Here is a 24217-nt window from a genome sequence, read left to right as displayed (position 1 = left end):
CTTTCTCAAACAAAGACCAATGAAAGAGAAGGGAAAACGATTATCAAAATAAGAATCGCCAACATGATAAGGGCAAACGGAAAGGCGCCAATAAAAACGTCAGAAAGCGAAATATCCGGATCGTTCAAGGAGCTATGGATCACAAAGCAAGAAACCCCCAAGGGTGGCGTGAGTAGGCCAATTTCAGCACCGATGACGGTGACGATACCGAACCACACTAAATGGATGTCCATGGGTTCCAAAATGGGCAGAAAAAGCGGGACGATGATGAGGATGATGGACACTGTATCCAAGATAGTCCCCATGAGGACTAAAAGTATGACATATATGAGCATGATCGTAGCGAAACCCAATTCTTGAGATTGGATCCATTCGCTAAAAGTGGTTGGCAAACCAGCGATCCCCAGCATCCGGCTGTACATGGATGCGGCAATTAAGAGAAGCAAGATGGAAGCGGTTATATGACCTGTTTCCGTGAGGACCTTCCAGAGCCCTTTGGTGGTCAACCGTTTTTTGAATACTGCTACAATGAGGGCTCCGACGGCTCCGGCCGCCCCAGCTTCGGTCGCGGTAAACCACCCCGTGTAAATTCCGCCCAAGACAATTCCTACTAGTAGCAAAATAGGGAATACCATTCGTAGTAGTTGCAGACCCGTTAAAGATGGCTGCTTCTCCTGTTCGACCTGGTCGGTGGATTCCTTCATTACCAGTCTCGGAAGAAAAGTGGCCATTACTAGGATTGCCACTCCGAATGCGATTGAGAGTAGTATGCCTGGAATGATTCCGGCAATAAACATATGCCCGACCGATTGCTCCGTGATGATCGCGTAGAGGATAAGCATCACGCTTGGGGGAATGAGCATCCCGAGCACAGAACTCCCTGCCACCACGCCAACGGTAAATCGGGGGTTGTATCCAAAGCGTTTCATTTCGGGAATGGAAACTTTGGTAAAGACCGATGCGGAAGCGATCGAAGACCCTGTGATGGAGGCAAAAATGGCGTTGGCGACAACAGTCGCGATGCCTAACCCACCTTTAAGTCTTCTAAATAGATAATTGGATACATCGTAAATGTCTCTTCCTACTCCTGCTTCGCTGATTAGGAGCCCCATCAAGGCAAATAAGGGTACGACAGCAAAGGTAGGTTCAGCGATTGTGTCAGCTGCCGCTAGGGAAAGCAGGTAAATGGGTACTTCAATGTCTCCGCGAAGAAGCCAGACCCCAATAAAGGAAACCAACCCCAGTGCTACTGGGATATACAGGCCGGTATAGATCAATACTAAGATCAATCCGACGGAGACTAAACCAACTTCTACTCCTGTCATTAGAATCTTCTCTAGCGCTTATTCGGTGGGTCGCATCTTTGGTCTGGCCAAATTCCGTCTTACAAAAACGACAAATTGCAAGAGTGTCACGGTGCAGCCAATGATTATGATCAGCTTGATGGGCCAAACGGGTGCTGTGAACACTCCCTCAACTCCGACGTAGAAATCCGAATTGTAGGACTCGATGAAAAGAGGAATGCTTCCGTAGAGTATCAATCCCATAAATACAGCACCGAGTAGATCAAACAATGCCCCATGAAAACGACTGAAATTGGGCATTCGTCTCCCGATCAAATTGAAAAGCCCGTCCGAGCGGGGCAATCGCCCCTTTCGCGTGGCATCTCCCAACTGCAGAAAGACAATGCCCACGATGGACAACTCCACAATTTCGTTCACTCCATCGATAGGAGAATGGAAGAGCTTCCTTCCAAAGGCGTCCGCGTTTATCAGGAGGGTCAGGATAAATATCCAGACCGACCCAATGCTATTGAGATTGGAAAGCAAAATTTCCAAGATCCGATCGAAAATGCCAATAGATCGTTTTTGGCTTACGTTTTCCATGAATAGTTACTCCCGATCCCAGTGACGGGAGATCTTTTGCCCATTAGCTCGCATGGTATCCATGTAGAACTTCAATATTTCGTGTCCCGGAAGTCCTTTTTCTTCTAAACCGTCAGCCCATTCTTTGGCGATGTTCAGCATGTTCTTTGCCCATTGGTCGCGCTCTTCTGTGGACATAACGGATATTTTGCCTCCGTTGTCTTGATACAATCTAAGGCTTTCGATGCCTTTGGATACCGCCAATTTGGCGACATGGTCACGGTAATCAATCGCTGTTTCGGAAAGGACTTGCTGGACTTCAGCGGGCAGTTTGTTCCATGCCCGCTTGTTAACCGTGATCGCCTTGGAGTTAACGGTCCCCATGTCGGCTTGGAGCATGTAAGGAGCGACTTCATGCATCTTAAACGAGATAGCGGCTTCAGGCCAAAGCATAGCGGCATCTACGACACCTGTATTGATGTTTTGGAAGTAGGTCACCAAGCTCCCTGCGACTCCCGCGGAACCAAGGCCCTGCAAGTACCTCAGGTTGGTACCCGCTCCATTGATTTTCAGCCCTTCCAAATCAGATAGTCCATTGATTGGTTCTTTTGAAAACAGCTGGTAGCTGTCGAGAACCACCATGTTGGTCAAATACACTTGGTCGTATTTTTCCCAGGCTTCTCTCATCTCAGGAAACTTCTCGGCGATTTGATCGACGGTTCGAGCGACTAGCTCAGGATCGGTCGTGACAAAAGGCGTTACATAGGCAATCGCTTGGATTGGGACTTTGTCTTGATGAAAGACGGTAGTCACGACGCCAATATCCCCTAGACCTTTTTGTATCCCAGGAAGTACGTTCCTTGTTTTGACGATTTGCCCACCCCAAGCCTGGTTCCATTTGATCTGGTGGTTTCCTGTGGCAGCCAAGCGCTTGTCGACTTCGGGAATGTAGTAGTCGATAAACTCTCTCACCCAAAGGGACTGAGTCGGGTAGCCGTCTACGACCGTTAAACTAATGGTTTCTTGCTTAGGCCCAGGTCCGGAGCATCCAATCATGGATGCTGCCGCCAGCAGAATAACGTTTTGGATGAGAGTTTTTTTTGTCAGCACGAGTTCTTCCTAAGTAGAATTATATAACGAGGAACCAAAATTTTGGGCATTGAAATCTGTAGATGGGAGTAGGGAGTAGGTTTACGGGACGAAGGTGAAACTAAGAAATATGATCTGGCAAGATTTTGTGCGTTACCACAAGAAACTCTTTCTCAGGAGGTTATTGGGAATCGATGACTTCGAATCTCTAAATTCATCCTAGCCTTGCGGACCACCTGCTCGCGGTCCACGCGGACCTTCGCCATCGGGACGTCCACCTCCTCCGCGAGGTCCTGTCTCGGGGTGCGCACCAGCGGGTCTTTGCCCACCTCGACCTCCTGTTGGGGGACCTCCAATTTGTGGCGCGTTCTGTTTTGGTAGCCACTGGGACAGTTTGGTTTTGTATTCCGCGTAGGCTGGATCCGAAGCTAGGTTCCGCCATTCATGAGGGTCTGCTTCAATATCGTATAATTCTTCCGAGCCATCAGGGTAAACGAGGTAGCGAAATCTCTGTCCTGACACGACATGGGTTTTGAAGGCTGAGGTTGATACTGCCGCCCGGTTTGGACGTTTGCTTGGATCCTTGAGGATCGGCACGAGACTGGTTCCTTGTACGTGCGTTGGCGCCTCCATTTCTGTGAGTTCTGCTAACGTGGAATAGATGTCGAGAGTGCTGACCGGCGAGTTGGAAACACTGCCAGGGGTGGTGATCCCCGGAGCGGCAATGATAAACGGTATTCTGTGCGATTCACTCCAGAGGCTAGCTTTGCGCCAGCGGCCCTTTTCCCCCAGATGAAATCCATGATCTGACCAAAGGACGATAATGGTATTGTCCGACCGACCGCTCTGTTCGAGTGCATCTAGTACTAGTCCAAGCATCGTATCGGAAAAACTGATACTTGCTAGGTAAGCCTGAACGCCTTCTCTCCAGCGATTCATGGTTTCGTCTTCCAGCACCCATTTATGAAGGTCATAGGGAGAGATTCTACTTGGGGGGCGTCTACCAGATTTGGCAGCTTCGGAAACGTCATCCAAGTCATCCGCGATCACGGGTGGAAGCTGGATCTCTTCAAGTGGATAGAGATCGAAGTAGGTTTGAGGGACGTACCAGGGCTCGTGTGGGCGATAAATGCCTACGGCGTTGAACCTAGGTCCCTCTCCCTGTGCCAGAATCTTTTCTATGGACCAACTCACCACTTGCCCGTCACCGATTGCCGAATCGAGTGCAGCAACGGGGGACCAGTCAAAATTTCGTTCTGGACCGCCGTTGGCCGGCCGCTCGTAGGGACCGATCTCGTCCGGTAGCTGCCGATCTAGTGACGGGAAAAACGCATCCCAGCCATTCGGATCGTTGTACCCATAGAACGACATCGGGGCGAAAGTAGAGGCATGGAATATCTTTCCCGCTCCGAAAGTCTGGTAGCCTGCTTCCTTGAAAAATCGAGGAATGGATACCTTGTTTTTCACCCCTTCAATCGTTCTCCAATCCGGCCCATTCCCAAAGATACCGGTGGTTGAGGGGTGTAGCCCCAGCATGATGGCGGTGCGAGAAGGATTGCAAACCATGGACGGACTGTGGGCATTGGTGAACACCATGCCTCGCTCCGCGAGTCGATCCATGTGGGGTGTCTTGGCTTGGGAGTGCCCCAGAGGCCCAACCCAGTCGTTCAAGTCATCGATCGCAATAAACAATATATCACGTCGATTGTTGGCCTGGATCAGCGGTAAAATAATTAGGACAGCTAGTGCAATCAGGGGTCTATTCGGGGACATATCGGTTTAATGGCGATACGGATACAGACTGTCCAATCATTTATTTGAGGATGGATATTTCAATGCTCCATTCCGAAAAGGAATGAAAAACGGCACGCAATAGAGAATTGCGTCAGGTTTGTAGAATTTTGTCTTTGTACGCCTTCGGCTCTAGAATAACTCCTTAACCGCGGGTTTTGTGACCTTGCCCATGGTATTTCGAGGTAGGGTGTCTACCACCAATAGTCTTTTAGGTAGTTTGTAATGGGACAGTCTATTTCGGCACCAGTCTCTTAAATGCCCCAAGTCGAGACTAGATCCCGCTTTGAGTATTACGGCAGCGGCAACGACTTCTCCCCAAGTTTTGTCTAGATGACCAATGACTGCGCATTCTCTGATATTCGGATGTTGTAATAGTACGGCCTCAATTTCCAGAGCGGACAATTTGTACCCCCCACTCTTGATGATATCAACTGAAAGTCTACCCATGATTCGATAGTATTCAGTTTCCATTACAGCCATATCACCGGTTCGGAACCAGCCGTCGTCAAAGGATTCTTTGGTGATTTCCGGGCGATTCCAGTACTCGTTGAATACACAAGGCCCCCTCACTTGAATTTCACCCGGTTCATTCTCGACCTTTACCAGTTCACCGGTCTCAGTTTTTAGGCGGATCTCGACGAGAGGTAGTGCCTGGCCTACCGATCCAGGTCGACGTTCGCCATGAAAGGGATTGGACAGTGCCATGCCGATTTCGGTCATCCCATAACGCTCCAAAAGTTTTTGCCCGGTCAGTTCGGTCCATTTCATGTGCACGCTCGCGGGTAGGGCGGCCGATCCCGATACCATTAACCGCATCTTATTGAAACCTTTGACTACTTTCGAGCGTTCTTGATCATCTGAATCTTCTAAAGCCTCAATCAACTTTACGTAGATCGTTGGCACGGCCATGAAAACCGTATAGGCATCTTCCGCCACACGCTTAAAGATGGAACCGTATTCAAATTTTGAAAACGTTTCGATCGAAGCTCCCATCCAGAGGGCACAGGAGAGAACGTTAATGATCCCATGAACATGGTGTAGTGGTAAAAAGAGAGGGATGCGGTCGCTGGCCTGCCATTCCCAGGCTTCGATTAGCGATTCGATTTGCGCCTGAATATTGCCGTGCGTTGTGACCACTCCCTTTGGTTTGCTGGTGGTTCCGCTCGTGTACAGAATCATAGCTCGCCGCGAGGGTTCCAGCATTGGTAGCGATTTCTCAGATACAAGTTGCAGGTCTTCCAGAACCAGCAAAGGAATTTCTAGGCGCTCGCAGACGGATGCCACTTTGTTGGCCTGTTCCCGTGTCGCTATAACTCGACTGGCTTCCGAATCGGTGATTGAATATTCGAATTCTGGTTCTGCGGCCGAAAGGCATAAGGGAGTTATGACTCCACCTGCTCGCCAAATCCCCCATTGAATGGTTGCATATTCAGGGCCACCAGGAGCCAAAAAGGCGATACGAGCTTCTTTCAGGTCAGCCTCATCCCCCAATAGCGTTGAGGCCAGTGCGGCGGAATCCGTTAGTAGCTGTTTATAGGTAAATTGCGATGTGGTATTACTAATGGCGACCTTCTCACCATAGTTACGCACTCGAGAAAACAAGGGTAGCTCGTCCATAGGTATTTTGACTAAGTGCGTACCGAAACACAAAATACAGAAGGTGCAAGCATTCTGAAGCCCTGAAATCCTAGACGGTCGTTCAATGCTCAAAGAATATTGAAATACAGATACACCCTACCAAGGCAATGGTATCCTCGTTAGAGCTTTCTTGCCATAACCTAGGGATTTAGCACATTGATTGTAACCGAGACCTTAGTGTAGGCATTTCATAGAAGGCGGTTTAAGAAACTGTCTCTTTGAATGCTTCAGCTAATTAGGGCCTAAACACCCACAGAATAATGACCATGACTATAAATAAATCCTATCTCGCTGGCGCTTTGGTATTTGTGTGTGCGTCAATTTTGACCTCATCGACTGTATTTTCGCATCACGGAGTCACGGGACAATTCAACCTTGATCAGAATGTGACAGTGACCGGTACCGTGAATCGCGTTCGTTTTGTGAATCCGCATGGTTACGTCTACTTCAAGGCTATCAACGAAGCTGGGGAAGAGGAACAATGGCGATGTGAATTGCGTTCGGGAAGCTTGTTAAAGCGAAGGGGCTGGACTGAGGAGATGTTTGCTCTAGGAACGAAAATCACTGTCAACGGATCGCCGGACCGGCGGGACTCGAAAACCTGCTATGCTCATACCATCACCTTTGCGGATGGCAAAATAGTGAACCGCCGCGACTCGCTCAACGAGGCGGGGCAAGTGGTGAGCGGGGAACGCGAACTTAAACGCGAAGACGGTACGCCCAATCTTGAAGGTAACTGGACCGAGCCCCCAAGAGGAAGAGGCAGAGGTCGTGGCGCTAGGCCTCCTCGCTATGTGATGTCTCAGATCGCGAGGGAAGAAGGAGTTAACTACACGGAAGCGGACAATCCAAGGTTCATGTGCGAGCCCACCAATATCATACTGGACTACAATTTTGATCAAATGGTTAATAAGTTCGAGCAGTCTGAGACCAAGATTGTGATCACCTATGGATTTATGGATGTGGTCCGGACCATTCACCTGGACGGTGAATTTCCCGAAACGATCGAACCCAGCGTAAGAGGCTATTCGGTTGGCAAATGGGAAGGAGACACCCTGGTTGTCAGAACGAAGGGTTTCGGTCCCGGATTCCTACGGGCCCCAGGAGGAAGACCGGGTCCGGCTATTAGACACGGAGAGCAAATGGAAATCACCGAACGTTTTTATCTCAATGAAGCAGGTAATGAACTCAAGCGTGAGTACACGGTTGTCGATCCCGTGTACCTAGCCCAGCCGCACACTCATCAGAATACCTCCGTGCTGACCAGCGACCCCTTCTTGGAGTACGACTGCGACGACCTAACGGTTGATAAGTACGCTGAGTAAAGGATTATTGAATACTCTGTATGGGAGTTTGTTTGCCGGAAGCGAACTGCCTGAATTAAGAGTTTTTGGCGTTGTTAACTAGGCGTCCACCCTTTTCGGTATTCGCGTCGTATGAATGGCTCGGCCTCAGGCGCATTGGTGGCTCGCATTTCCTTAGCGTTCCAATGGATTTTCTTGCCGGTACGATACGCGACGTTGCCAAGATGGTTGGCCTCAGTTAGCAGGCCGGAATATTCAAAGTTGGAAAGGGTCGGAGCTCCCCCTTTGCACGCGTCAACCCAGTCCTGATGATGACCGTTGGCCGATCTGGGAATAAACGGTTCCGGCCCCTTGAAACCGACGAATTTGTCTTCGGGGAGCAAGATATGCTTATTGTAGTCCGACAACAGCATTCCCTTGTCACCGATGAATAGATGGCCACTGGACCACTGAGGGATTCCATGCTCTTTCCAGATTTGCGGCTTTTGCAAGCCTTGATACCAGGTCAGCTTTACCGGTGGCATATCGCCTCGGGCACCGTATTCATAAATCGCTTGCATGGAAGCGGGCGCCATGGCTTCGTGTGGTTTTGGGCCCTTGCCTTCGATGGTGAGGGGTGCTTCGAGCTTTAAAGCCCAGAAAGTAAGATCAATCCAATGGCTTCCCAAGTCGGACATGGTGCCGTTGCCGAAGTCCCACCAGCGATACCACAAAGGGCCTTCGAAATAAACGTTGTGGAAAGGAGTTTCTGTCGCGGGCCCTACCCATAGGTCCCAGTCCAGACTAGCGGGTATCGGCTGAGGTTTTTTGGGACGACGAACAACGATGTAGCGATCTTTCGCGTCGCGAGCCGCCTGTTCGCTCGCATGCCAGCCCCAAGCACGTGAATTCCAGACATGGGCTTCCCGAACCGCGCCGATCGACCCGGATTGAATGAGTTCGACCACGCGGCGATAGTTGTCGTTGGCGTGGTTTTGCGTTCCCATCTGCGTGACCACGTTTGCGTTGCGGGCCGCCATGCGAATGATGCGCCTCCTGCTAAAGTGGCGGACTGGGTGAATTGACGTCTTGAGCTAATTACGATGGGCTGCGGGATTGAGGTGTACTTGAGCAGATTGATAGGGATTTGTCGAATCTCAAGTAGCTTGCCGGAATTGAGAATTATGTATCCAAAAATCTCTGAAACCCTATTTGAATGGGATTTTTGTTTTTGGACTTTCAGTCGATGATTGGGCATTGTTACCGAATTCAGTTGCTTAAGAGGAATATGAATCTATGCGGATAGGATGGATCACTATTTCCAATCTTACGGAGGCCTTGGGCTGCAGCGTTACATGGTTTCGGACAAGCCTCGAACAGATTCGTTTGCGGCAGCGATTAAGGAAGTTGTTCAGGAGGGGGACGAGGTTATCGACGTAGGTACAGGTACGGGACTTTTGGCGATACTAGCTGCCAAGGCGGGAGCCAAGAAAGTCTATGGGTTAGATGATTCGGATATCGCGGAAGTTGCGAAGACGCTGGTCGAGCGAAATGGACTGACGGACGTGGTTGACATTGTACGATGCAATGCCAGCAATTTTGATTTAGGAAATACCACGGATGTAATCGTGAGCGAATGGCTCGGGCTCCTTGCCTTTGCGGAAGCGATGCTGGATGATCTGATTGTGGCCCGAGACGCAAACTTGAAGCCCGGCGGTACAATGATTCCATCAGAGGTGGATGTGCTCTTGGCTCCAGTGAGCTGTCCCGATCTGTACAATCGGGAAGGGCCGGGGTTTTGGCGGGAGCCGATTCACGGAATCGACTATTCGATTTTGGAGGAATTGGAGCAAAATCAGGAACTGTCACTGCAAATCAGGTTGCCGGCGGAGTCAATGCTAGCAAAAGGGCAGCCGATGGTTTCCTTGAATTTGGCAACTGCCTCGAGCGAGGATCCATGGGAACGCGGAGAGCTTGAGTTTCAAATGGAGCGCGGAGCCCGTCTGGATGGATTTGTGGGCTGGTTCTCTATGCAGCTTTCACCCTCGGTCCGTCTCGATACGGGGCCTGATTCCCCTCTGACCCATTGGCGTCAGATTCATTTCCCATTCAAGCCATTCGATGTGGAGGCAGGGCAAATCCTGAAGGTAAGGTACACCCTTGACCGTTCGGAGCAGCACTCTCGGGCCATCCTTCTTGATCTGGCAGTTGGGGAAAATCGCTATTGTTATCAAATCGGATAGACATGTAGGCGCTCGGTCCATCGACGAGCTCAGGGTAGTAAGCTGATTTTGAACCCAGCTCGCCTGATACGCGGGATTGGGCCCGAGATTCTTTGCCTTTGATTTGATGGGCAGTTAAGGGTTGCGAAGGGGACGGTTGAGTTACTTTTGTAAACCAATTGAATCGATATGCTGTTTTCGTTCGTTCGTTTGCCGCCGCCGTGGTGGGAGGTTCCGTTTTTGCTGCGGCCGAAAGCGTCCGTTTGGATACTGAGGCCGACGAGATCTTGCAAATCCCTCAGTTAAGTGACGGTGAGCCGTCGGCGGGTAAGCGGGTAAATCTAATAGCTCCCGAGTACTTGGGTACCGAAGTTTTCCCATACGCTCTATTTGCCAAGGAACTGGAGATATAAGGGAGAAAAGTTGCCCATAATTTTTGAGTACACGGGTAATTACTTTCCTAAATCAGGATCGACGGGCGAGGTTGAAGATGCAGGGCTAGGTTATGGTCTGTCAGGAGGTAAGTTTATTTGGGTCTCATTGCCTTACATAAGCCAGGATCATAAGGACAATCAGGTGACGTGGTGGGGCGACGAGCGCACAACGGTTGAGTACGCAAAGGTCAATGTGCCGCGGATTATTCGAGAGTACAACGCGGATCCCGAAGCGGTGTTTTTGTGCGGTTTTTCCAGGGGGGCGATTGGGGTGAACTATCTTGGTCTGTATGATGTCGAGGTTGCTCGATTATGGTCGGCCTTTATTACTCATGACCACTTTGATGGGATCAAAGAGTGGAAAAATACTGAATAGGGAACGCCGATGGAAAAGTACCGTGCGGGAGCGATCGAACGCCTGAAGCGAGTGGGTGATCGACCTTACCTTGTCAGCCAAAATGGTGGCACATCTGGTAGGAAGGAGTTTATTGAAGCGGTTTTTTCGTCCACCGAAAATTTTACGATCAGTAATATCAATACAAACGAGATCTTCGGGAGCTTCCCTCATCCAATGGCCGTTCATCCGCATACCGATAGGTGGACATTCATTCCGAGCAAGTACCGCTTAAGAACGTGGAAGTGGATGAATAGGGTGGCGGGACTTTCAAAACCAGAATGATTGCAGGAATGTTACCCTTTTCTTTTTGATACGCTGAGGAAATGGGCATTGCCGGAGCGGTGATGCTCCTTTTCGGGGTCTTTTCTGTATTGAGAATGCAATACGCTCCGATTTCCCCAGACGATTACGAGATCCAGGGCGTGAGTTTTTGACCGGAGTGAAGGAGTGAGTTTGAAGGCTCAGATGAAACGATTCACTGAAGATTAGCAAAATCGTCGTTTTCAGTACTTGCACCCGTTGTAAGATTGGAAAACGTTTTATATCTCAGAGGACTTAGCAGGAGGGTAGCCATGCTGAGAATCCCGTAAATTTGAAATGGGTCGAATAGAGATCAAAGCGCTAATTGTTGAATCGGATGCGTCGAGGACAAATCGGATCGTCGCGCTTCTCGAGAGATCAAACGATCAACGGTTTCGTTGTTGCACTGCAAATTCCTTGGTGCGGGCGAACAAGCTGCTTGTAGAAAAGCGATGTGACATCGTGCTAAGTTCCCTCGAGCTAGTGGATGCCAAAGGATTGGATTCACTTGTCTCGTTTAACCTAGGTAGAGCGGATACTCCTGTCATAGCTCTCGTAGAAGGAGCAGAGTCTGATTCGGTATTAAATGCGGCTCGAAGCTTGTCCGACGATTGCCTCTTTTGGGGAGAGCTCGGGGAGGATCGTCTTGTTCAATCCATTTCCTATGCGCTCGAGCGCCGTCGCATGCTTCGAGAACTGCAGATTCAGCGGACTGAAAAAGTCGGAGGGTATGAGAATTTCTATTATCAAGGGATCTTGGATAAGATTGATGAGGCGGTCTTTGTCGTTTCCAGAGAAGACGGGGTTTTGTTGTACTCGAACGAAACCGCTAAGCGTTGGTTTGGCGCAAATATGGGTGAAGCCCTCGAGGATGTACTGGAGTACGATCTCCTTGAAGTTGACGAGGTCGAGATGGAGATCTCCGTCAAGAATTCTAGCTATCCGCGAGCGGAACTGAGGTCCTTATCTGTGGATTGGGGCACGGAATTGGCGTGTCTCATTTCGATGCGGGACATATCTAAGCAGAAGAGAGCGGAGGACGCTTTTCTGGCGAGTCAGAGGAGACTGGATCTAGCCACGATGGAAGTTGGGTTTTGGTCATGGAATCTGGCGAGCCAAGAGGCGCAGTTTAGTGATTCGCTACGAAGAACGTTGGGTTACGAGCAGTCTGTATTTTGCGATACATTTTCAGATTTCGAGGAATTGGTTCACCCAGAGGATAAAGATCGAGTAAAAGCTGAGTTTCGCGTTATTGCCGGTGATTCGATATATGATTTTGAATTGAGATTTAGAATATGTTGTGGAGATGACCTCTATGCGAGCGTTGGAATGAGAGGTGGTCGAATTCCATTAGGGGATCCAGAGCCGGTTGTGATTGGGGGCTCATTGTTCCGGCTGAACGACAATAAGGAGAATTATGTTTCCAAGAATTCTGGAAAGGCCGGTTTTGAAGAACCGTCCAAAACACAAAGGAAATCCGTTAAGAAGAATTTGGCTGCGGTTGGAATCGCCTTGATCGTAGACGACGAAGAGGTGCTTCGCAAAGCCCTAGACTCTATTTTGGCTTCCTATGGATTCACTACTCTACTCGCCAATGATGGGGTAGAAGGGATAGAGCTTTACGAAAAGCATCAGGGGGAAATTGAAATCGTAATTATTGATATGAATATGCCCCGTGTTGATGGTAGTAAAGTTTTTGAACGGATAAGAAATGATGGTGATCGTATCCCAATTATAATGACGAGTGGAAACGATGACAAGCAGGCATTGCCGTTCTCAGATGGGGAGAAGGAGAATTGTGATTTTCTCTTGAAACCGTTCGGACTAGCTGATGTGAAGCAAGTCGTAGACCGGTTTGCCGGAAAACCGGTTGCTTTTGAATAGTGTAGCCGGGCCTGGCCCGAATTTGCTTTAGAGGAAAATGAAGGCTGGGTTTTCGAGGATCGTCTTGAGCGACTGGAGGAATTTCGCTCCGGTCGCCCCATCGACAACACGATGATCGCAGCTAAGGCCGATTTTCATTATCTGCGCGGCCTCAATACTTCCGTTATCTCGGACGACTGGACGGGCGATTGTGGCACCAATTGACAGAATTCCTGCGTTTGGAGTGTTGATGATTCCGTAAAATCCGGTTACGCCGAACATACCGAGATTGGTTACCGTGAAAGTGCTTCCGGACATCTCGTTGGGGGAAAGTTTCTTCGATCTGGCCTTAGTGATTAGTTCTTTCGCTTCTGCTGAGATTGATTTCAGGGACTTTGCCTCCGCATTTCTGATGACTGGGGTCAAAAGGCCGTCTTCGATTGCCACGCCAAAAGAAATATCGACGGAACTATGTTGCCGGATGGTCTTTCCTGCCCAAGAGCGGTTCATTGCGGGAACCCGGCGCAAGGCTTCGGTTGCTGCCTTCAATATGAAATCATTAACACTAAATTTGACGCTTCCGTGCTCCGGTGGAAGGGCGGCTAACTCCGAATTGAGTTGTTTGCGCAAGTCCAGCAGTGCACCGACATCGATTTCTGATTCGAGATAGAAGTGAGGAGCGGTCGTTTTGCTCTCCTGGAGCCGTTGGGCGATGATTGCCCGCATTTGGGAAACCGGAATGTCCTCGGATACGGCTATCCCACCCGATGTGGAAGTAGGGACATCAGTTGAAGTGGGTTGGCCCACAGATCCTGAATCCGCTCCCAGCACATCTTTCTTAACAATTCGACCTTTGGGACCAGAACCGGTCAATTTGGAAAGATCGATACTCCGTTGTTCCGCAATCTTCCTGGCTAGCGGGGATGCTTTGAGTCGACCAGTAGCCGCTTTTTCTTGAGTAGGATCAGGTTCTGCTTCTGAACTTCTTGAATCCGATGATGCATTTTCAGAGGTCTCAGGTTCTGCATTAGCCTCTGCACTTGTTGAAGTATCCGTTGCCGGCGTGGACTGGATATCAATGGATTCTCCTTCTTCTCCGATGGCGCAGATGGGAGATCCAACGGGCACTTGGGCGCCGACGGCGGCAATCTGCTTCAAGAGCACACCCTCGTCAAACGCTTCCAGTTCCATGGTTGCCTTGTCGGTTTCGATTTCGGCAATGACGTCGCCGGACTCTACGGTGTCGCCTTCATTCTTGAGCCAGTTAGCGACGGTTCCCAATGTCATGGTGTCGCTAAGTTTGGGCATGTCGATTATAGTGGCCATATTCTGTCGGAAATTATTTGTGGTGATTTTATCGGGTCAGCAGATCTCCAGTACTTTCTTCACGACCACATTGGCTTTGGGAAGCTGGATTTTTTCCAGAGGTGGACTGTAAACAGCCGGCGCGTCGATCGCGGATATCCGCTGGACGGGAGCGTCGAGATAGTCGAAGGCTTGGTTCTGAATCAGGTAAGCGATCTGGGCATCGACACCGCAGAAGGGTTTGTTCTCTTCTACAAGCACGGCACGACTCGTCTTTTTGACTGAATTGACAATCATTTCCTCATCTAGGGGGCGGATTGATCGTAGGTCCACGACTTCTGCATCAATATTGTGCTCCGTCTTCAATACTTCTGCTGCCTCCAGGCAAACCAGTACGGAGGGTCCGTGTGCGATTAGTGATAGGTCGGTGCCTTCCCGCGTAACCTTTGCCTTTCCGAGGGGGACCGTGTAGTCTTCGTCCGGAACTTCGCCCACGTCATTATACATGATGGTACTCTCCATGACATAAACCGGGTCGTTGTCGCGGATGGCGGACTTCATCAAGCCTTTGGCATCGTAAGGATTGGACGGGCAGACAACCTTAAGACCAGGAGTGTTGGCGATAAAGTTTTCTGGAGTGTGAGAGTGAGTGGCTCCAACACCGGTGCCGCCGTTTGCGGGTCCTCGAATAACGATTGGCACATTGATTTTTCCTCCAGACATATAGCGGACGCTGGCGGCATTGTTAATGATCTGGTCCCAGGCAACGTAGGCGAAGCTCCAGAACATGAGTTCCATAACCGGTCGTATCCCGAGCATGGATGCGCCAATCCCCATTCCGATAAAACCCGCTTCACTGATCGGAGCATCGACAATTCGCTTGGGCCCGAATTGCTTCAGGAGTCCCTCTGTGACTTTGTAAGCGCCATTGTATTCCGCAACCTCTTCGCCGATAATTACGACGTTTTCATCGCGATTGAGCTCTTCTATCATAGCGTTTTTAATCGCTTGACGGTAACTGATATCTGGCATGATAAAATTCCCTGATTGGTTTTGCGTATCTAAAAATAAGTTACTAATTTAATCGTTGAAAAAAATTCGACCCTCGGACTGCTTTTGATCTGGATTGTCCTCTTCCCAGTACACGTCTTTCAATATATCCTCTTCGATTGGAAACTCGCTTTGCTCCGCGAAGGCGGCAGACTTTTCTGCCTCCTCTTTCGCAGCGAGGTCTATTTTTTTGATGCCATCGTCGTCCAACAGTTTTGATTCAAGTAGATAGTCTCGGTAAAGGATTATTGGGTCATGGTTTTTACGGTAGTCGTCGATTTCCTCCTTGGAACGATATTTCTTGTGGTTCGCATCGGCGATGGAGTGACCCTGATATCGGTAGGTATGGATCTCCAGAAGGGACGGCTTGGACTCATCTCGGGCTAGATTCATCGCTTTCTCTACCCCTTCACGAATATCGAAGAGGGATTCTCCGTTAATCTTGGCCCAGTTCATATTGTATCCATCCGCTCTTGCAGCAATGCCAGCTTCGGGATGTACGCTGGAACGTTCCTGGGAAGTCCCCATTGAGTAGCCATTGTTTTCGATGATGTAGACGACGGGCAGGTCCCAAAGGGAAGCGATATTCAATGACTCGTGGAAGGCCCCTTGGTTTACGGCTCCATCTCCAAGGAAGCAAAGGGCACAACCTTTTTTCTCTTGGTATTTCAGACCATATGCCAGACCGGCTCCTAACGGTGTTTGTCCCGCAACGATTCCGTGTCCGCCCCAATAGTTTTTGCTGGGGTCAAAGTAGTGCATCGAGCCCCCTTTCCCTTTGGAGCACCCGGTAGCCTTCCCAAAAAGCTCAGCCATGCATTCGTCCATACTCATCCCAACCGCGAGAGCGTGTCCATGATCACGATACGCGGTGATTACGTGGTCATTTTCCTCCATTAAAGAGACGCAACCGACAGCGATGGACTCCTGTCCAATGTAGAGGTGCAGGAATCCTGCGATTTTCCCCTGTTGGTAGGCCCGAAGAGACCTCTCCTCAAATCTTCTGATTCGGACCATTTCCCGGTAGAATCCAATCAGCTCTTCGGCCGTCAGTTTGGCGTTGGCGGAAGTTTTGGCTTCTTTGGCGAGATTTGCCTTTGTCGGCTTGGGTCGCGCAGATTTCTTTGGTGCGGTGGTTTTGGTCACGATTTGAGTTTTTTCTAATTTGAGTTGTAAGAATGATGGCAATTTTCTTCAATGATCAAGGGCATATCGCAGATCCTAGAGTTTCTTGTAGGTATTTGGGCGTCAGGATTTGCTTTCCCAACCTTCAATCACTTGTTCCACGACGATTTCCAGGGGTTGCCCTGGCTCGCAATTGGCTCGAGCGGACACGAAGCTGTCCCTGTAATTGTCGTAGATCGCCCAGAGTCCCTGGCGGTCGGTTTCAGGTATCGAAAGATTGTCGATTTGTTCCCGCGAGAAGAATGAGAACGTTCCCTCGTCTATGGCTTCAGGAAGTTCGTGAATCGCTAGTTGGCTGTCGAATAGGAACATTAGCCAATGATTATTCCCTTCGTAAGCTTTCTCCGCGATCATGCAAAAGAGGTGGAGTTGGGAAGGGTCAATTTTAAGCCCAATTTCCTCGAACGTCTCTCGAGCGGCGCATTGATGGGGGGATTCACCCGTCTCCATTTTAAGCTTTCCGCCAATAGGGCTCCAGAGACCCTGATTCGGAGATTTCTTTCTTTCTAGCATCAGGAACTCTCCTTTGATGTTTCTGATGAAGATCAGGACGCTTATCTTATATTCCATGGGATCTGTCGGAGTTCAGGCAGTGGAGAGAAATAGGAGGGTCAAGCGGAAAGCGAGAATCAAAAAGACCCGAAAGACGTGCAAAGTCTTGCGGGATATCGATTCTTTCGCTAGCCAAGGATAATGTCTCGCCAATTCAGTATATGCAGCTTTCTGCTGATCCTCTGTGGGCCTTTTTTTGTTGAGGGGTCGGTCGGAGTCCGCGAAATTGAATTTGACAGACTCAACGGGAATTCTTCATCAGGCGATTGGCTAGAGTGCACTATCGAAGTCGAGGTGAGGCGAGATTCGCAGGACCCTACCCGCAAGAACCCGAGTTATTTGGACGATTTGGTGGTAAAGCTGATGCTTGGCGTGGAAGTGGAAAGCGAGTCGGGAAAAACCTTCGAGTTCTTCCGATCTGAAGCATCCCTGGTCTCCTTGAAGGAAGGGCGTCACTACATACGATTTTATCTGCCGCCTGAGATTGTGGAAAGGGATCGGGTGCGGAACGAAGTTCATTCCTTTTTGGTTCAGTTAGCGCGGTCCGGGGGCCCTGTTTTCGAGACAGTTTCGCGGCAGTTGGAAAGGCCGCAGGTCAAAGACAGCTTCCTTAAACGGATCGAGGAAGAATCCTCTCAAAACGACGGCATTCTCCTGCCGCAGTTTAAAACGCCTTTCTCTGACGCCTATTCTCGAGAAACCCCCAGCTATCGAGACTTGGACACTCCAGTCTTGGTTCCTTAGCTCTCAAAAAAGTTCGCCTGTCTGAAATCAGTTGATTTTTGGATGTTGTGCCGTTGTGAAATGGGCGAAATTGCTCATTGTCGTTAGTGAATCGCTCTTTGTTTTATGTCATGTGAGGAGCAATTCGTAGCAGGTGGGAATTAATTCAGGGTTATATGGAATAGTTTATCGATGTAAACACCTGGTGATCGACCGTTTTTTCTTGTACCGATCTGATATATTTCAAAAAATAGTAAAGGATTACAAATGAGACCTCCTCACTACCTAGTTGTAAGCTGTGGCTCGAGCCACATTGCTGCTGTTCATCTGTCTATGAACACAAGTGGTCGCTGCGAGTTGGTCAACTACTGGAGGAGGGAACTAGATCAGTCGCTCAGCGAGCCCCTGCTCTGGCTCAAGGCGGCATCCCAGTCTTTTGGCGATGTCCGCTCTCGCTTCAAGGGTGACATGCCTGTGGGGTATGCGCTTCCTGGCAATCTGGTACTGACGAAGTATCTGAAGATCCCCCAAGTTCCTGTGAAGAAGCGGGAAAAGGTGGTCGCGTTTGAGGCCAGGCAGAATATCCCGTACCCGATCGCGGATGTGGCTTGGGATGACAATCTGATCGACGAAGATGATCTGGACTTCGAAACCGTCATCGCCGCATCCAAATCTGAGCTTGTGGAATCGCTCTCACTTTACGGAAAGCAATCCAAGATGGATCCAGATGTGATTGAACCGACTTTTGTGGGTTTGATCAATGCCTTCAGATTCAACGAGCCCGAAACCAGCGGTTGTTCGCTTCTTTTGTCGATCGGCGCAAAGTCTACCGACATTGTCTTTTTCGATGGTAGCAAGTTCTACTCAAGAAATGTGTCTCTAGGGGGTAACACCGTAACCCAGGAAATTCGAGGCGCTTTAGATTTGCCCTTTGATGATGCTGAGAACATCAAGCGAGCTGCGATCGCGGGTGACCCTTTACCAACGGGGGAGCATATCGCATTTAGGGAGGCCCAAGAAAGCTTCCTTAAGAAGCTCAATATAGAAATCAGTCGAACCCTAGCTATTTACAAGAATCACGGATACGATGACGATCCCGTTCGGTGCTACATTACTGGGGGGGGGTCTCTGCTGCCGAATCTCCAAGGCGGTTTGGGAGACCGTCTCGGTTTACCTGTGGGGCACTTCGATCCCTTGAAAGAGGTTCGAGTTTCTACAAGTTGTTCTGACGAGAAGCTCGAAATGGATAAGGCTTTTCTCGCGGAGGCGATTGGAATCGCGATAGGGCGGTTTTTGCCCGACTCGACGCAAATCAATCTGCTCCCGAGGAGTATCCTATGGCAGCGGAAATTTAAACGCCAGCAACCTTATTATCTTTTTGCGGGCCTCGTGGCGTGCGCGTCGATCGCATTGCCACTTGTTAACACAAAAATAGCGGCACAACGATACGAAGAGGAGATTCGTAATCTAGATTCGAAAGTGATTCCTCTCCGGGAGCTCAATACTCGCATCAATAATCGAATAGCCGATATTGAGAAATTGAGAAGCGTGATTGGGGAGGCGAGTATGATCGCGGAGAGTCGTTCAAACTGGATACAGTTTCTGAATGACATTCAATCGCGGCTCGACGACGTGGAAGACGTATGGATAGACCGAATAGAAGTTGCCCGTCCGGTAACTCTCGCCTCAAATACTTCTAACCGTTTCAATTCTAAGCGAAACAACGCGAGTGCTGCAGAACCCAGCAAGGTCCGCCTTCATCTGGAAGGGCGGTTGCTCGATGTGTCCAATCCCCTTTCGACAGTAAGCCAGGAGTCTAATCGCCGGGTGTCGGCTCTTTTGGACAGCTTTGCTGCGTCCGAGTTTGTTGAAGGTCTGGAAAACGAGAGTTTCGATAATAACGTGCCTGGCATTCTGAAGTTTAATTTCACTTTGGTGGTCGATTCCGCCCGCCCATTGTAATTCGATGTTCTGGCTTAAGCGAAATCCTTTTTTCTATCTCACTCTTGGGCTGCTTTTGGTGGTCGCGATTGGGGGGATGCTTTACACTTCGAAGGATGCGGATAGGCTCGAGCAGCTCAAGGATCAGTATGAGTCCAAGGACAAGCAATTACAGCTTTTCTTGAGTCGATCTCCCGCTCCTACGAATGCCAATCTTGCCGTTTTGGACCGAAATTATGAGCAATTGATGGAGGAGTTTAAGAAATCCCAAGCTTCCCTTAATCTGAGTACATTCGACAGGGATCTGTTTTTTGGAAAACCGCCTTCGAATAGCAACGATGCCTTCTTCATGATCGCCAAGTATGTCGAGGATACCCGGCGACTGGCAATTAGCAGTAGCGTGAAAACGGTCGAGGGCAGCCGGTTTGGTTTTAAGCAGTACGAGAACGTGGGACCATCGAAAGAGGATATTACTCGGGTCCATCGGCAGACGAAGATTATGGAAGCCTTGCTTCAAGCCCTATTTGACTCAGGCATTGGCGAGCTCGTATCCATCAAACGTGAAGGATCGGAAGAAGCTCAGCCGCAATTGAAAGGGAGAAGTAATTCAACTTCTAACGGGGAATTATTCAGTTTAGAAGGCGATGGCTTGGTTCGTCGCGCGGATTCATTTGATTCTCTGGCCTTCCGGTTGGAATTCAAGGGTCAGTCCCTCGCTATGAGAGGATTCCTGAATCGAATCACGGGTTCGTCTTTGCCCTTTTCAGTGCATGAAGTTGATGTTAGGCTCGAACGTGAATCTGGGTCTGATGAAGGTCGCAGTGCGATTATTGACAATCCTTTCTTGAGCGAAGAAAACTCGAATGTGCAATCAAGGGCGGTTCAAGTGCCTATCATATCGGAAAACGAGTCTCACTTCGGTGTGACCTTGGAGTTTCTTGAGTTGATCGATAGCGGGGTATTGACTGAGGTGGAGCGCGTGGGAAAGGGAAGTGGCGATGTTTAGATTTAGTCTATCAGAATTTTTGGATAAGTTCATCCTACTAGTTGCGATGGTCGTTTTTCTTCTGATGGGGATTATGAGTATCAAGAGTGTGAAAAGTTTAGATACACTATCTAGTCAAGACATGCCGATGCTTTCAGAGAATAAAGTGGACGTGGAATTGTTCGTTGTAGACAGGCATATCCCTAAGTCAATTTCCTGGGCCCCTCCTCAGCCTCAATCTCGTGGAGAGGATTGGGTTTTCGATGTGTTTACGCCTCCGGTGCTTTACTACAACCCTGCCTCGCGAGAGTTTACGGTAACTTCTCCGGAAACAACGAACTTGAAATCCAAAGATCCTTGGACGGAGTTTGAGATAGAGCTTGTTGAAGTGAGGCAGCGCCCGTACCGGCTCCAATTGGTTGGGTATGCCGGAGAAGAGGGTAACTACATGGCTTATTTCGAGTTCCTGAATACCAATGAACTTCTCTTGGCTAAATCGGGCAAAATGCTTGTGGAAGCAGGGGTTAAAGTCCTTTCTTTCGAAGTGAAGCAGATGGAGGTCGAGCAAGAGGGAAGCATGCCGGTCTTTGAAAAAGTGGGTGTTGCCCGATTGCTTGACTATGAGACTAACGAAGAAGTTTATCTCACGAATTTGGAGACGAAAATGTTCTCTGATCTGGAGGCCAAAGTTCGTTCTAATGAGGATGGAGACGTTTATGTCGTTCGCGAAGGAAGCCAGGTTGAGCTGGCAGATAGTTCATATGTGATCGGGGCTCTGTCAGACAGCCCTCCGGAAGCGATGGTAACGAAAATTTCTATCGATGGTGGAAAACGCCTTTCTAAATTGCTCAAGCCGTCTGCGACTGACGATTTGCTGAATCAAGGTAACCAAGATCAAGGTACTTACAGTCCTTTCGCGATTAGGCCAAAATTCGTTTCTCCGAAACCCAATAGTTAATTCCCCCAATCAGAGCTCCCAAGCCTATGAAAAACTTAAAATCACATTTTTCGAAATTCGCTGTATGCGCTGCAGTTGCCATGATTTCGATCGTCTCGACAAGTTCCTCCTTGGGGCAGAGTGAGATCGATACCAAGATCCGATTGATGTCGGAGGCTCTGCAAGCACGCGACTCGGGAGACTTGGAGAAAGCCCGAGAGCGATTGAATCAGTTGTTGGAGATTACACCGGCTGACCGTTCAGTCCAAAGCATTCTCAAAAGCGTCGATAGCATGATCGCTGAAAAAAACAGTGCGGGTGGCTCGAACGCTGCGTCGGCAGCCGCAGATCGAAGGGCAGCCCTGCAAAGCGAAGCGGAATATTTGGCGCGACTAGAGGCAGAGCGTATAGAAAAATCAATGGTGAGTGCTCGAGAAATTCGTGAAATCGCTTTAAGACAAAGTAAGCGCGGTGACTTTCCGCTCGCTCTCAAAACCATTGGTAGCGCGATAGGAATGCTGGAGCCAAATCCATTAACGCAAACGCTGATTGATGAGCTTAAGCGCGATCAGCGGGAGATCTTGAGAAAGCAATCGACGAGCGATGCCCGGCGTGTGTCCGCCGCCGATTCCTCAAATGGACTTTTGCCTATCGACCAGATCAGTCCAGATTTCGTCAATCTTCAGCAAGAGATTGAAGCATTGTCACTGCGCGGCCGGAGCCAGTTCATCGCAGGCGATATCGACGGAGCGGAGTCTTCCTTCAAGCAAATCGAAGCACTAGATCCCAATAGCGCGATGGCGAAAAGCTTCCTTGTGAAGATCTCTCAAGAAAGACAGTCATTGGCTTACCTAAATAAACTGAAGTCGAGGGAACAGCTTTTGGAAGAAGTCTCTAGCGCCTGGCAACGTCCGGGTATTTACGAAGAGCGTCCAGATGTGAACCCAACGGTGTTAGGCCCTGCTCCATTGCTGCAGAAGCTGGACCGGATTGTCATAGCGAATGTCAATTTTACTGAAGTCCCTCTTAACCAAGCGGTGAATACGCTAAGCGCGATTTCCGAGGATTTTGATAACACAGATATAGGAGCACCCGGTGTAAATCTCGTGCTCCTAGATCCAGAGCGGATCAATCCTACCGTGAACATCACGCTCCGCCATTTGTCGCTGAGGCGAATATTGGATTTCATTGTCGACTCTGTTGGCTTTCAGTACGAAATCCAGGAAGATGCGGTAGTTCTGCGACCAGGAGGTGAGAATCGAAATCTGAATACAGAAGTATTCCCCGTTTCCCGGTCCACTGTAATTCGGATGACTGGATTGTCGGGTTCTTCGACTGAAAGCGCGTTTGATGCGGATCCATTCGCTTCTGGTGGTGGCACATCATCACCTGCAAGAGGAATGGCGAGCGATGCATTCACCATTCAAAATTTCTTGCAGCAGGCGGGGGTAGATTTCAGTAGCACCGAAGGTAGCACAATGGCTTACGACGGATCGGCGATGATTGTGACCCAATCCACGCGAAACCTGGAGCGAATCCGAAATATACTGAATCGGTATACCGATGTTAAGCAGGTCGAAATTGAAGCTAAGTTCCTCGAGGTTCAAGAAGGGACGATCGAAGAATTGGGATTTAATTGGATACTGACCCATGACGATAGCAGAACAAGTGGTAATCCAAATGGAACGGGTGAGGACTACCGGAGTTCACTTAGAAGTCTCTCTGATACAAGTTCCCCCTCAAATGTATCGAGTGCGATTTTGATCGACGGACTGGAAGTCGAGCGGATTACGCCTCCGGATATTCCAGGTGGCGTGCCTCTTGGGGTAGGCAGTGAGCCTTTGACACGAATTTTTGGGGACATCGGAAAAATGAGCGTGGACGTTGCCGTTCGCGCACTTTCCCAGACTTCCGGATCCGATCTGTTAAGCGCTCCTAAAGTAACCGTGCTTTCCGGAAACCAGGCGGAAATAAACGTTAGCCAGGAGTTTCGTTACCCGACCCGCTACACGGATACTGAGAGTAATGTTGGTAATACCAGTGGTAGTATCAACGGTGGAGGCGCTGCTGGAGTAACGATTACACCTGGTACGCCAGAAGATTTCGAAACTAGAAATATCGGAGTCGAACTCTCGGTAACGCCAATCGTTGAAGAGGATGATTACAGTATTACTTTGGAGCTCAACCCGAGCGTGACCGAATTTGAAGGATTCGTCGAGTACGGCGGGCCGAGCGTCGCATTGACTGCGGACCGCACAGTGAAAGTTCCCTCTGGTTTCTATCAACCGATTTTCGCGGTGAGGGAAGTCTCAACCAAAGTTACCATTTGGGATGGGGCAACCGTGGTAATGGGTGGTTTAACGCGTGAAGACGTGATCACAGTTAAAGACAAAGTTCCTTTTCTTGGAGACATGCCATTTTTCGGGCGGTTCTTCCGCTCTGAAGGTGAGGCGTCCTCCAAGCGGAATTTACTGATATTCGTTACGGCAAATCTGGTTAGTCCTGGTGGATCGCCCAAGCGTCAAACGCTTCGAGGGGTACAGCCAGGGGCACTCTTCCAGAATCCGACAATTGTAACTCCGGGCGGAAGCGAGTCGCGGAGTCAGTAGCCCGCCGACTGATAGGCATCCCAGTTATTCCACATTTGATATTTG

At 49.5% G+C, this 24217-nt stretch carries 20 protein-coding genes and 1 pseudogene; 11 read left to right on the top strand and 10 right to left on the bottom strand.

The genetic code is table 11. The features are described 5' to 3' along the window. Positions 1-5: 5 nt before the first annotated feature. The 5 genes from GA004_RS16925 to GA004_RS16905 all read right to left on the bottom strand — a co-directional run bounded on the left by GA004_RS16925 (position 6) and on the right by GA004_RS16905 (position 6365). Positions 6-1325 (bottom strand): TRAP transporter large permease, encoded by a 1320-nt coding sequence (locus tag GA004_RS16925; protein ID WP_283395058.1) that lies wholly within the window; start codon positions 1323-1325, stop codon positions 6-8. A gap of 18 nt (positions 1326-1343) precedes the next feature. Next, positions 1344-1886: a TRAP transporter small permease subunit gene (locus GA004_RS16920; RefSeq protein ID WP_283395057.1), complete on the bottom strand. Its 543-nt coding sequence runs from the start codon at positions 1884-1886 to the stop codon at positions 1344-1346. A gap of 6 nt (positions 1887-1892) precedes the next feature. Further along, a complete protein-coding gene (locus GA004_RS16915) occupies positions 1893-2975 on the bottom strand; it encodes a C4-dicarboxylate TRAP transporter substrate-binding protein (protein ID WP_283395056.1) in 1083 nt (360 codons plus the stop codon). 198 nt (positions 2976-3173) lie between these two features. After that, a complete protein-coding gene (locus tag GA004_RS16910) occupies positions 3174-4727 on the bottom strand; it encodes a sulfatase (protein ID WP_283395055.1) in 1554 nt (517 codons plus the stop codon). A gap of 150 nt (positions 4728-4877) precedes the next feature. Further along, positions 4878-6365: an acyl-CoA synthetase gene (locus GA004_RS16905; protein ID WP_283395054.1), complete on the bottom strand. Its 1488-nt coding sequence runs from the start codon at positions 6363-6365 to the stop codon at positions 4878-4880. A 287-nt stretch (positions 6366-6652) separates the two neighbouring features. Here GA004_RS16905 and GA004_RS16900 point away from each other — a divergent pair, with 287 nt between their 5' ends. Further along, entirely contained in the window at positions 6653-7711 is a 1059-nt protein-coding gene (locus tag GA004_RS16900; protein WP_283395053.1) for a DUF6152 family protein, read from the top strand. A gap of 74 nt (positions 7712-7785) precedes the next feature. Here the strand turns inward: GA004_RS16900 and GA004_RS16895 are convergent. Next, positions 7786-8721: pseudogene (locus GA004_RS16895) on the bottom strand (Gfo/Idh/MocA family oxidoreductase); the annotation flags it as partial. 255 nt (positions 8722-8976) lie between these two features. Between GA004_RS16895 and GA004_RS16890 the strand changes: the two are divergent. The 5 genes from GA004_RS16890 to GA004_RS16870 all read left to right on the top strand — a co-directional run bounded on the left by GA004_RS16890 (position 8977) and on the right by GA004_RS16870 (position 12906). After that, positions 8977-9912 (top strand): 50S ribosomal protein L11 methyltransferase, encoded by a 936-nt coding sequence (locus tag GA004_RS16890; protein ID WP_283395051.1) that lies wholly within the window; start codon positions 8977-8979, stop codon positions 9910-9912. 158 nt (positions 9913-10070) lie between these two features. Continuing rightward, positions 10071-10304: a hypothetical protein gene (locus GA004_RS16885; protein WP_283395050.1), complete on the top strand. Its 234-nt coding sequence runs from the start codon at positions 10071-10073 to the stop codon at positions 10302-10304. 10 nt (positions 10305-10314) lie between these two features. After that, a complete protein-coding gene (locus tag GA004_RS16880) occupies positions 10315-10701 on the top strand; it encodes a hypothetical protein (RefSeq protein WP_283395049.1) in 387 nt (128 codons plus the stop codon). 9 nt (positions 10702-10710) lie between these two features. After that, the gene (locus GA004_RS16875; protein WP_283395048.1) at positions 10711-11004 is read left to right on the top strand and encodes a hypothetical protein; all 294 of its coding nucleotides are present in this window, start codon (positions 10711-10713) and stop codon (positions 11002-11004) included. Positions 11005-11319: 315 nt separating this feature from the next. After that, complete coding sequence (locus tag GA004_RS16870) at positions 11320-12906, top strand: response regulator (RefSeq protein ID WP_283395047.1); 1587 nt, start codon at positions 11320-11322, stop codon at positions 12904-12906. A 27-nt stretch (positions 12907-12933) separates the two neighbouring features. Here the strand turns inward: GA004_RS16870 and GA004_RS16865 are convergent, their stop codons facing one another. The 4 genes from GA004_RS16865 to GA004_RS16850 form a co-directional block, all read right to left on the bottom strand. After that, positions 12934-14211: a pyruvate dehydrogenase complex dihydrolipoamide acetyltransferase gene (locus GA004_RS16865; protein WP_283395046.1), complete on the bottom strand. Its 1278-nt coding sequence runs from the start codon at positions 14209-14211 to the stop codon at positions 12934-12936. Positions 14212-14247: 36 nt separating this feature from the next. Continuing rightward, the gene (locus GA004_RS16860; protein ID WP_283395045.1) at positions 14248-15222 is read right to left on the bottom strand and encodes an alpha-ketoacid dehydrogenase subunit beta; all 975 of its coding nucleotides are present in this window, start codon (positions 15220-15222) and stop codon (positions 14248-14250) included. Positions 15223-15270: 48 nt separating this feature from the next. After that, the gene (gene pdhA, locus GA004_RS16855; protein WP_283395044.1) at positions 15271-16386 is read right to left on the bottom strand and encodes a pyruvate dehydrogenase (acetyl-transferring) E1 component subunit alpha; all 1116 of its coding nucleotides are present in this window, start codon (positions 16384-16386) and stop codon (positions 15271-15273) included. 102 nt (positions 16387-16488) lie between these two features. Further along, the gene (locus GA004_RS16850) at positions 16489-16995 is read right to left on the bottom strand and encodes an NUDIX hydrolase (RefSeq protein ID WP_283395043.1); all 507 of its coding nucleotides are present in this window, start codon (positions 16993-16995) and stop codon (positions 16489-16491) included. Positions 16996-17118: 123 nt separating this feature from the next. Between GA004_RS16850 and GA004_RS16845 the strand changes: the two genes are divergently transcribed. The 5 genes from GA004_RS16845 to GA004_RS16825 all read left to right on the top strand — a co-directional run bounded on the left by GA004_RS16845 (position 17119) and on the right by GA004_RS16825 (position 24172). Further along, entirely contained in the window at positions 17119-17721 is a 603-nt protein-coding gene (locus GA004_RS16845) for a hypothetical protein (protein WP_283395042.1), read from the top strand. Between the two features lie 312 nt (positions 17722-18033). Continuing rightward, entirely contained in the window at positions 18034-19662 is a 1629-nt protein-coding gene (gene pilM, locus GA004_RS16840) for a pilus assembly protein PilM (RefSeq protein WP_283395041.1), read from the top strand. A 4-nt stretch (positions 19663-19666) separates the two neighbouring features. Continuing rightward, the gene (locus GA004_RS16835; protein ID WP_283395040.1) at positions 19667-20647 is read left to right on the top strand and encodes an Amuc_1100 family pilus-like protein; all 981 of its coding nucleotides are present in this window, start codon (positions 19667-19669) and stop codon (positions 20645-20647) included. 19 nt (positions 20648-20666) lie between these two features. Continuing rightward, complete coding sequence (locus tag GA004_RS16830; RefSeq protein ID WP_283395039.1) at positions 20667-21584, top strand: hypothetical protein; 918 nt, start codon at positions 20667-20669, stop codon at positions 21582-21584. A gap of 26 nt (positions 21585-21610) precedes the next feature. Then, positions 21611-24172: a type II secretion system protein GspD gene (locus GA004_RS16825; protein ID WP_283395038.1), complete on the top strand. Its 2562-nt coding sequence runs from the start codon at positions 21611-21613 to the stop codon at positions 24170-24172. The last annotated feature ends 45 nt before the right edge of the window (positions 24173-24217 follow it).

The organism is Candidatus Pelagisphaera phototrophica (assembly GCF_014529625.1).
Taxonomy (GTDB): domain Bacteria; phylum Verrucomicrobiota; class Verrucomicrobiia; order Opitutales; family Opitutaceae; genus Pelagisphaera; species Pelagisphaera phototrophica.
Note: the sequence above shows the minus strand (reverse complement) of the source record. Positions and strands in the feature narration are given on the sequence as shown.

Coding starts and splice junctions, on each gene's coding strand:
- GA004_RS16850 (WP_283395043.1), bottom strand. CDS start 16,995: ATGGAATATAAGATAAGCGTCCTGATCTTCATCAGAAACATCAAAGGA.
- GA004_RS16900 (WP_283395053.1), top strand. CDS start 6,653: ATGACTATAAATAAATCCTATCTCGCTGGCGCTTTGGTATTTGTGTGT.
- GA004_RS16905 (WP_283395054.1), bottom strand. CDS start 6,365: ATGGACGAGCTACCCTTGTTTTCTCGAGTGCGTAACTATGGTGAGAAG.
- pilM (WP_283395041.1), top strand. CDS start 18,034: ATGAACACAAGTGGTCGCTGCGAGTTGGTCAACTACTGGAGGAGGGAA.
- GA004_RS16910 (WP_283395055.1), bottom strand. CDS start 4,727: ATGTCCCCGAATAGACCCCTGATTGCACTAGCTGTCCTAATTATTTTA.
- GA004_RS16875 (WP_283395048.1), top strand. CDS start 10,711: ATGGAAAAGTACCGTGCGGGAGCGATCGAACGCCTGAAGCGAGTGGGT.
- GA004_RS16870 (WP_283395047.1), top strand. CDS start 11,320: ATGGGTCGAATAGAGATCAAAGCGCTAATTGTTGAATCGGATGCGTCG.
- GA004_RS16920 (WP_283395057.1), bottom strand. CDS start 1,886: ATGGAAAACGTAAGCCAAAAACGATCTATTGGCATTTTCGATCGGATC.
- GA004_RS16860 (WP_283395045.1), bottom strand. CDS start 15,222: ATGCCAGATATCAGTTACCGTCAAGCGATTAAAAACGCTATGATAGAA.
- GA004_RS16865 (WP_283395046.1), bottom strand. CDS start 14,211: ATGGCCACTATAATCGACATGCCCAAACTTAGCGACACCATGACATTG.
- GA004_RS16925 (WP_283395058.1), bottom strand. CDS start 1,325: ATGACAGGAGTAGAAGTTGGTTTAGTCTCCGTCGGATTGATCTTAGTA.
- GA004_RS16890 (WP_283395051.1), top strand. CDS start 8,977: ATGGATCACTATTTCCAATCTTACGGAGGCCTTGGGCTGCAGCGTTAC.
- GA004_RS16825 (WP_283395038.1), top strand. CDS start 21,611: ATGAAAAACTTAAAATCACATTTTTCGAAATTCGCTGTATGCGCTGCA.
- GA004_RS16835 (WP_283395040.1), top strand. CDS start 19,667: ATGTTCTGGCTTAAGCGAAATCCTTTTTTCTATCTCACTCTTGGGCTG.
- GA004_RS16845 (WP_283395042.1), top strand. CDS start 17,119: ATGTCTCGCCAATTCAGTATATGCAGCTTTCTGCTGATCCTCTGTGGG.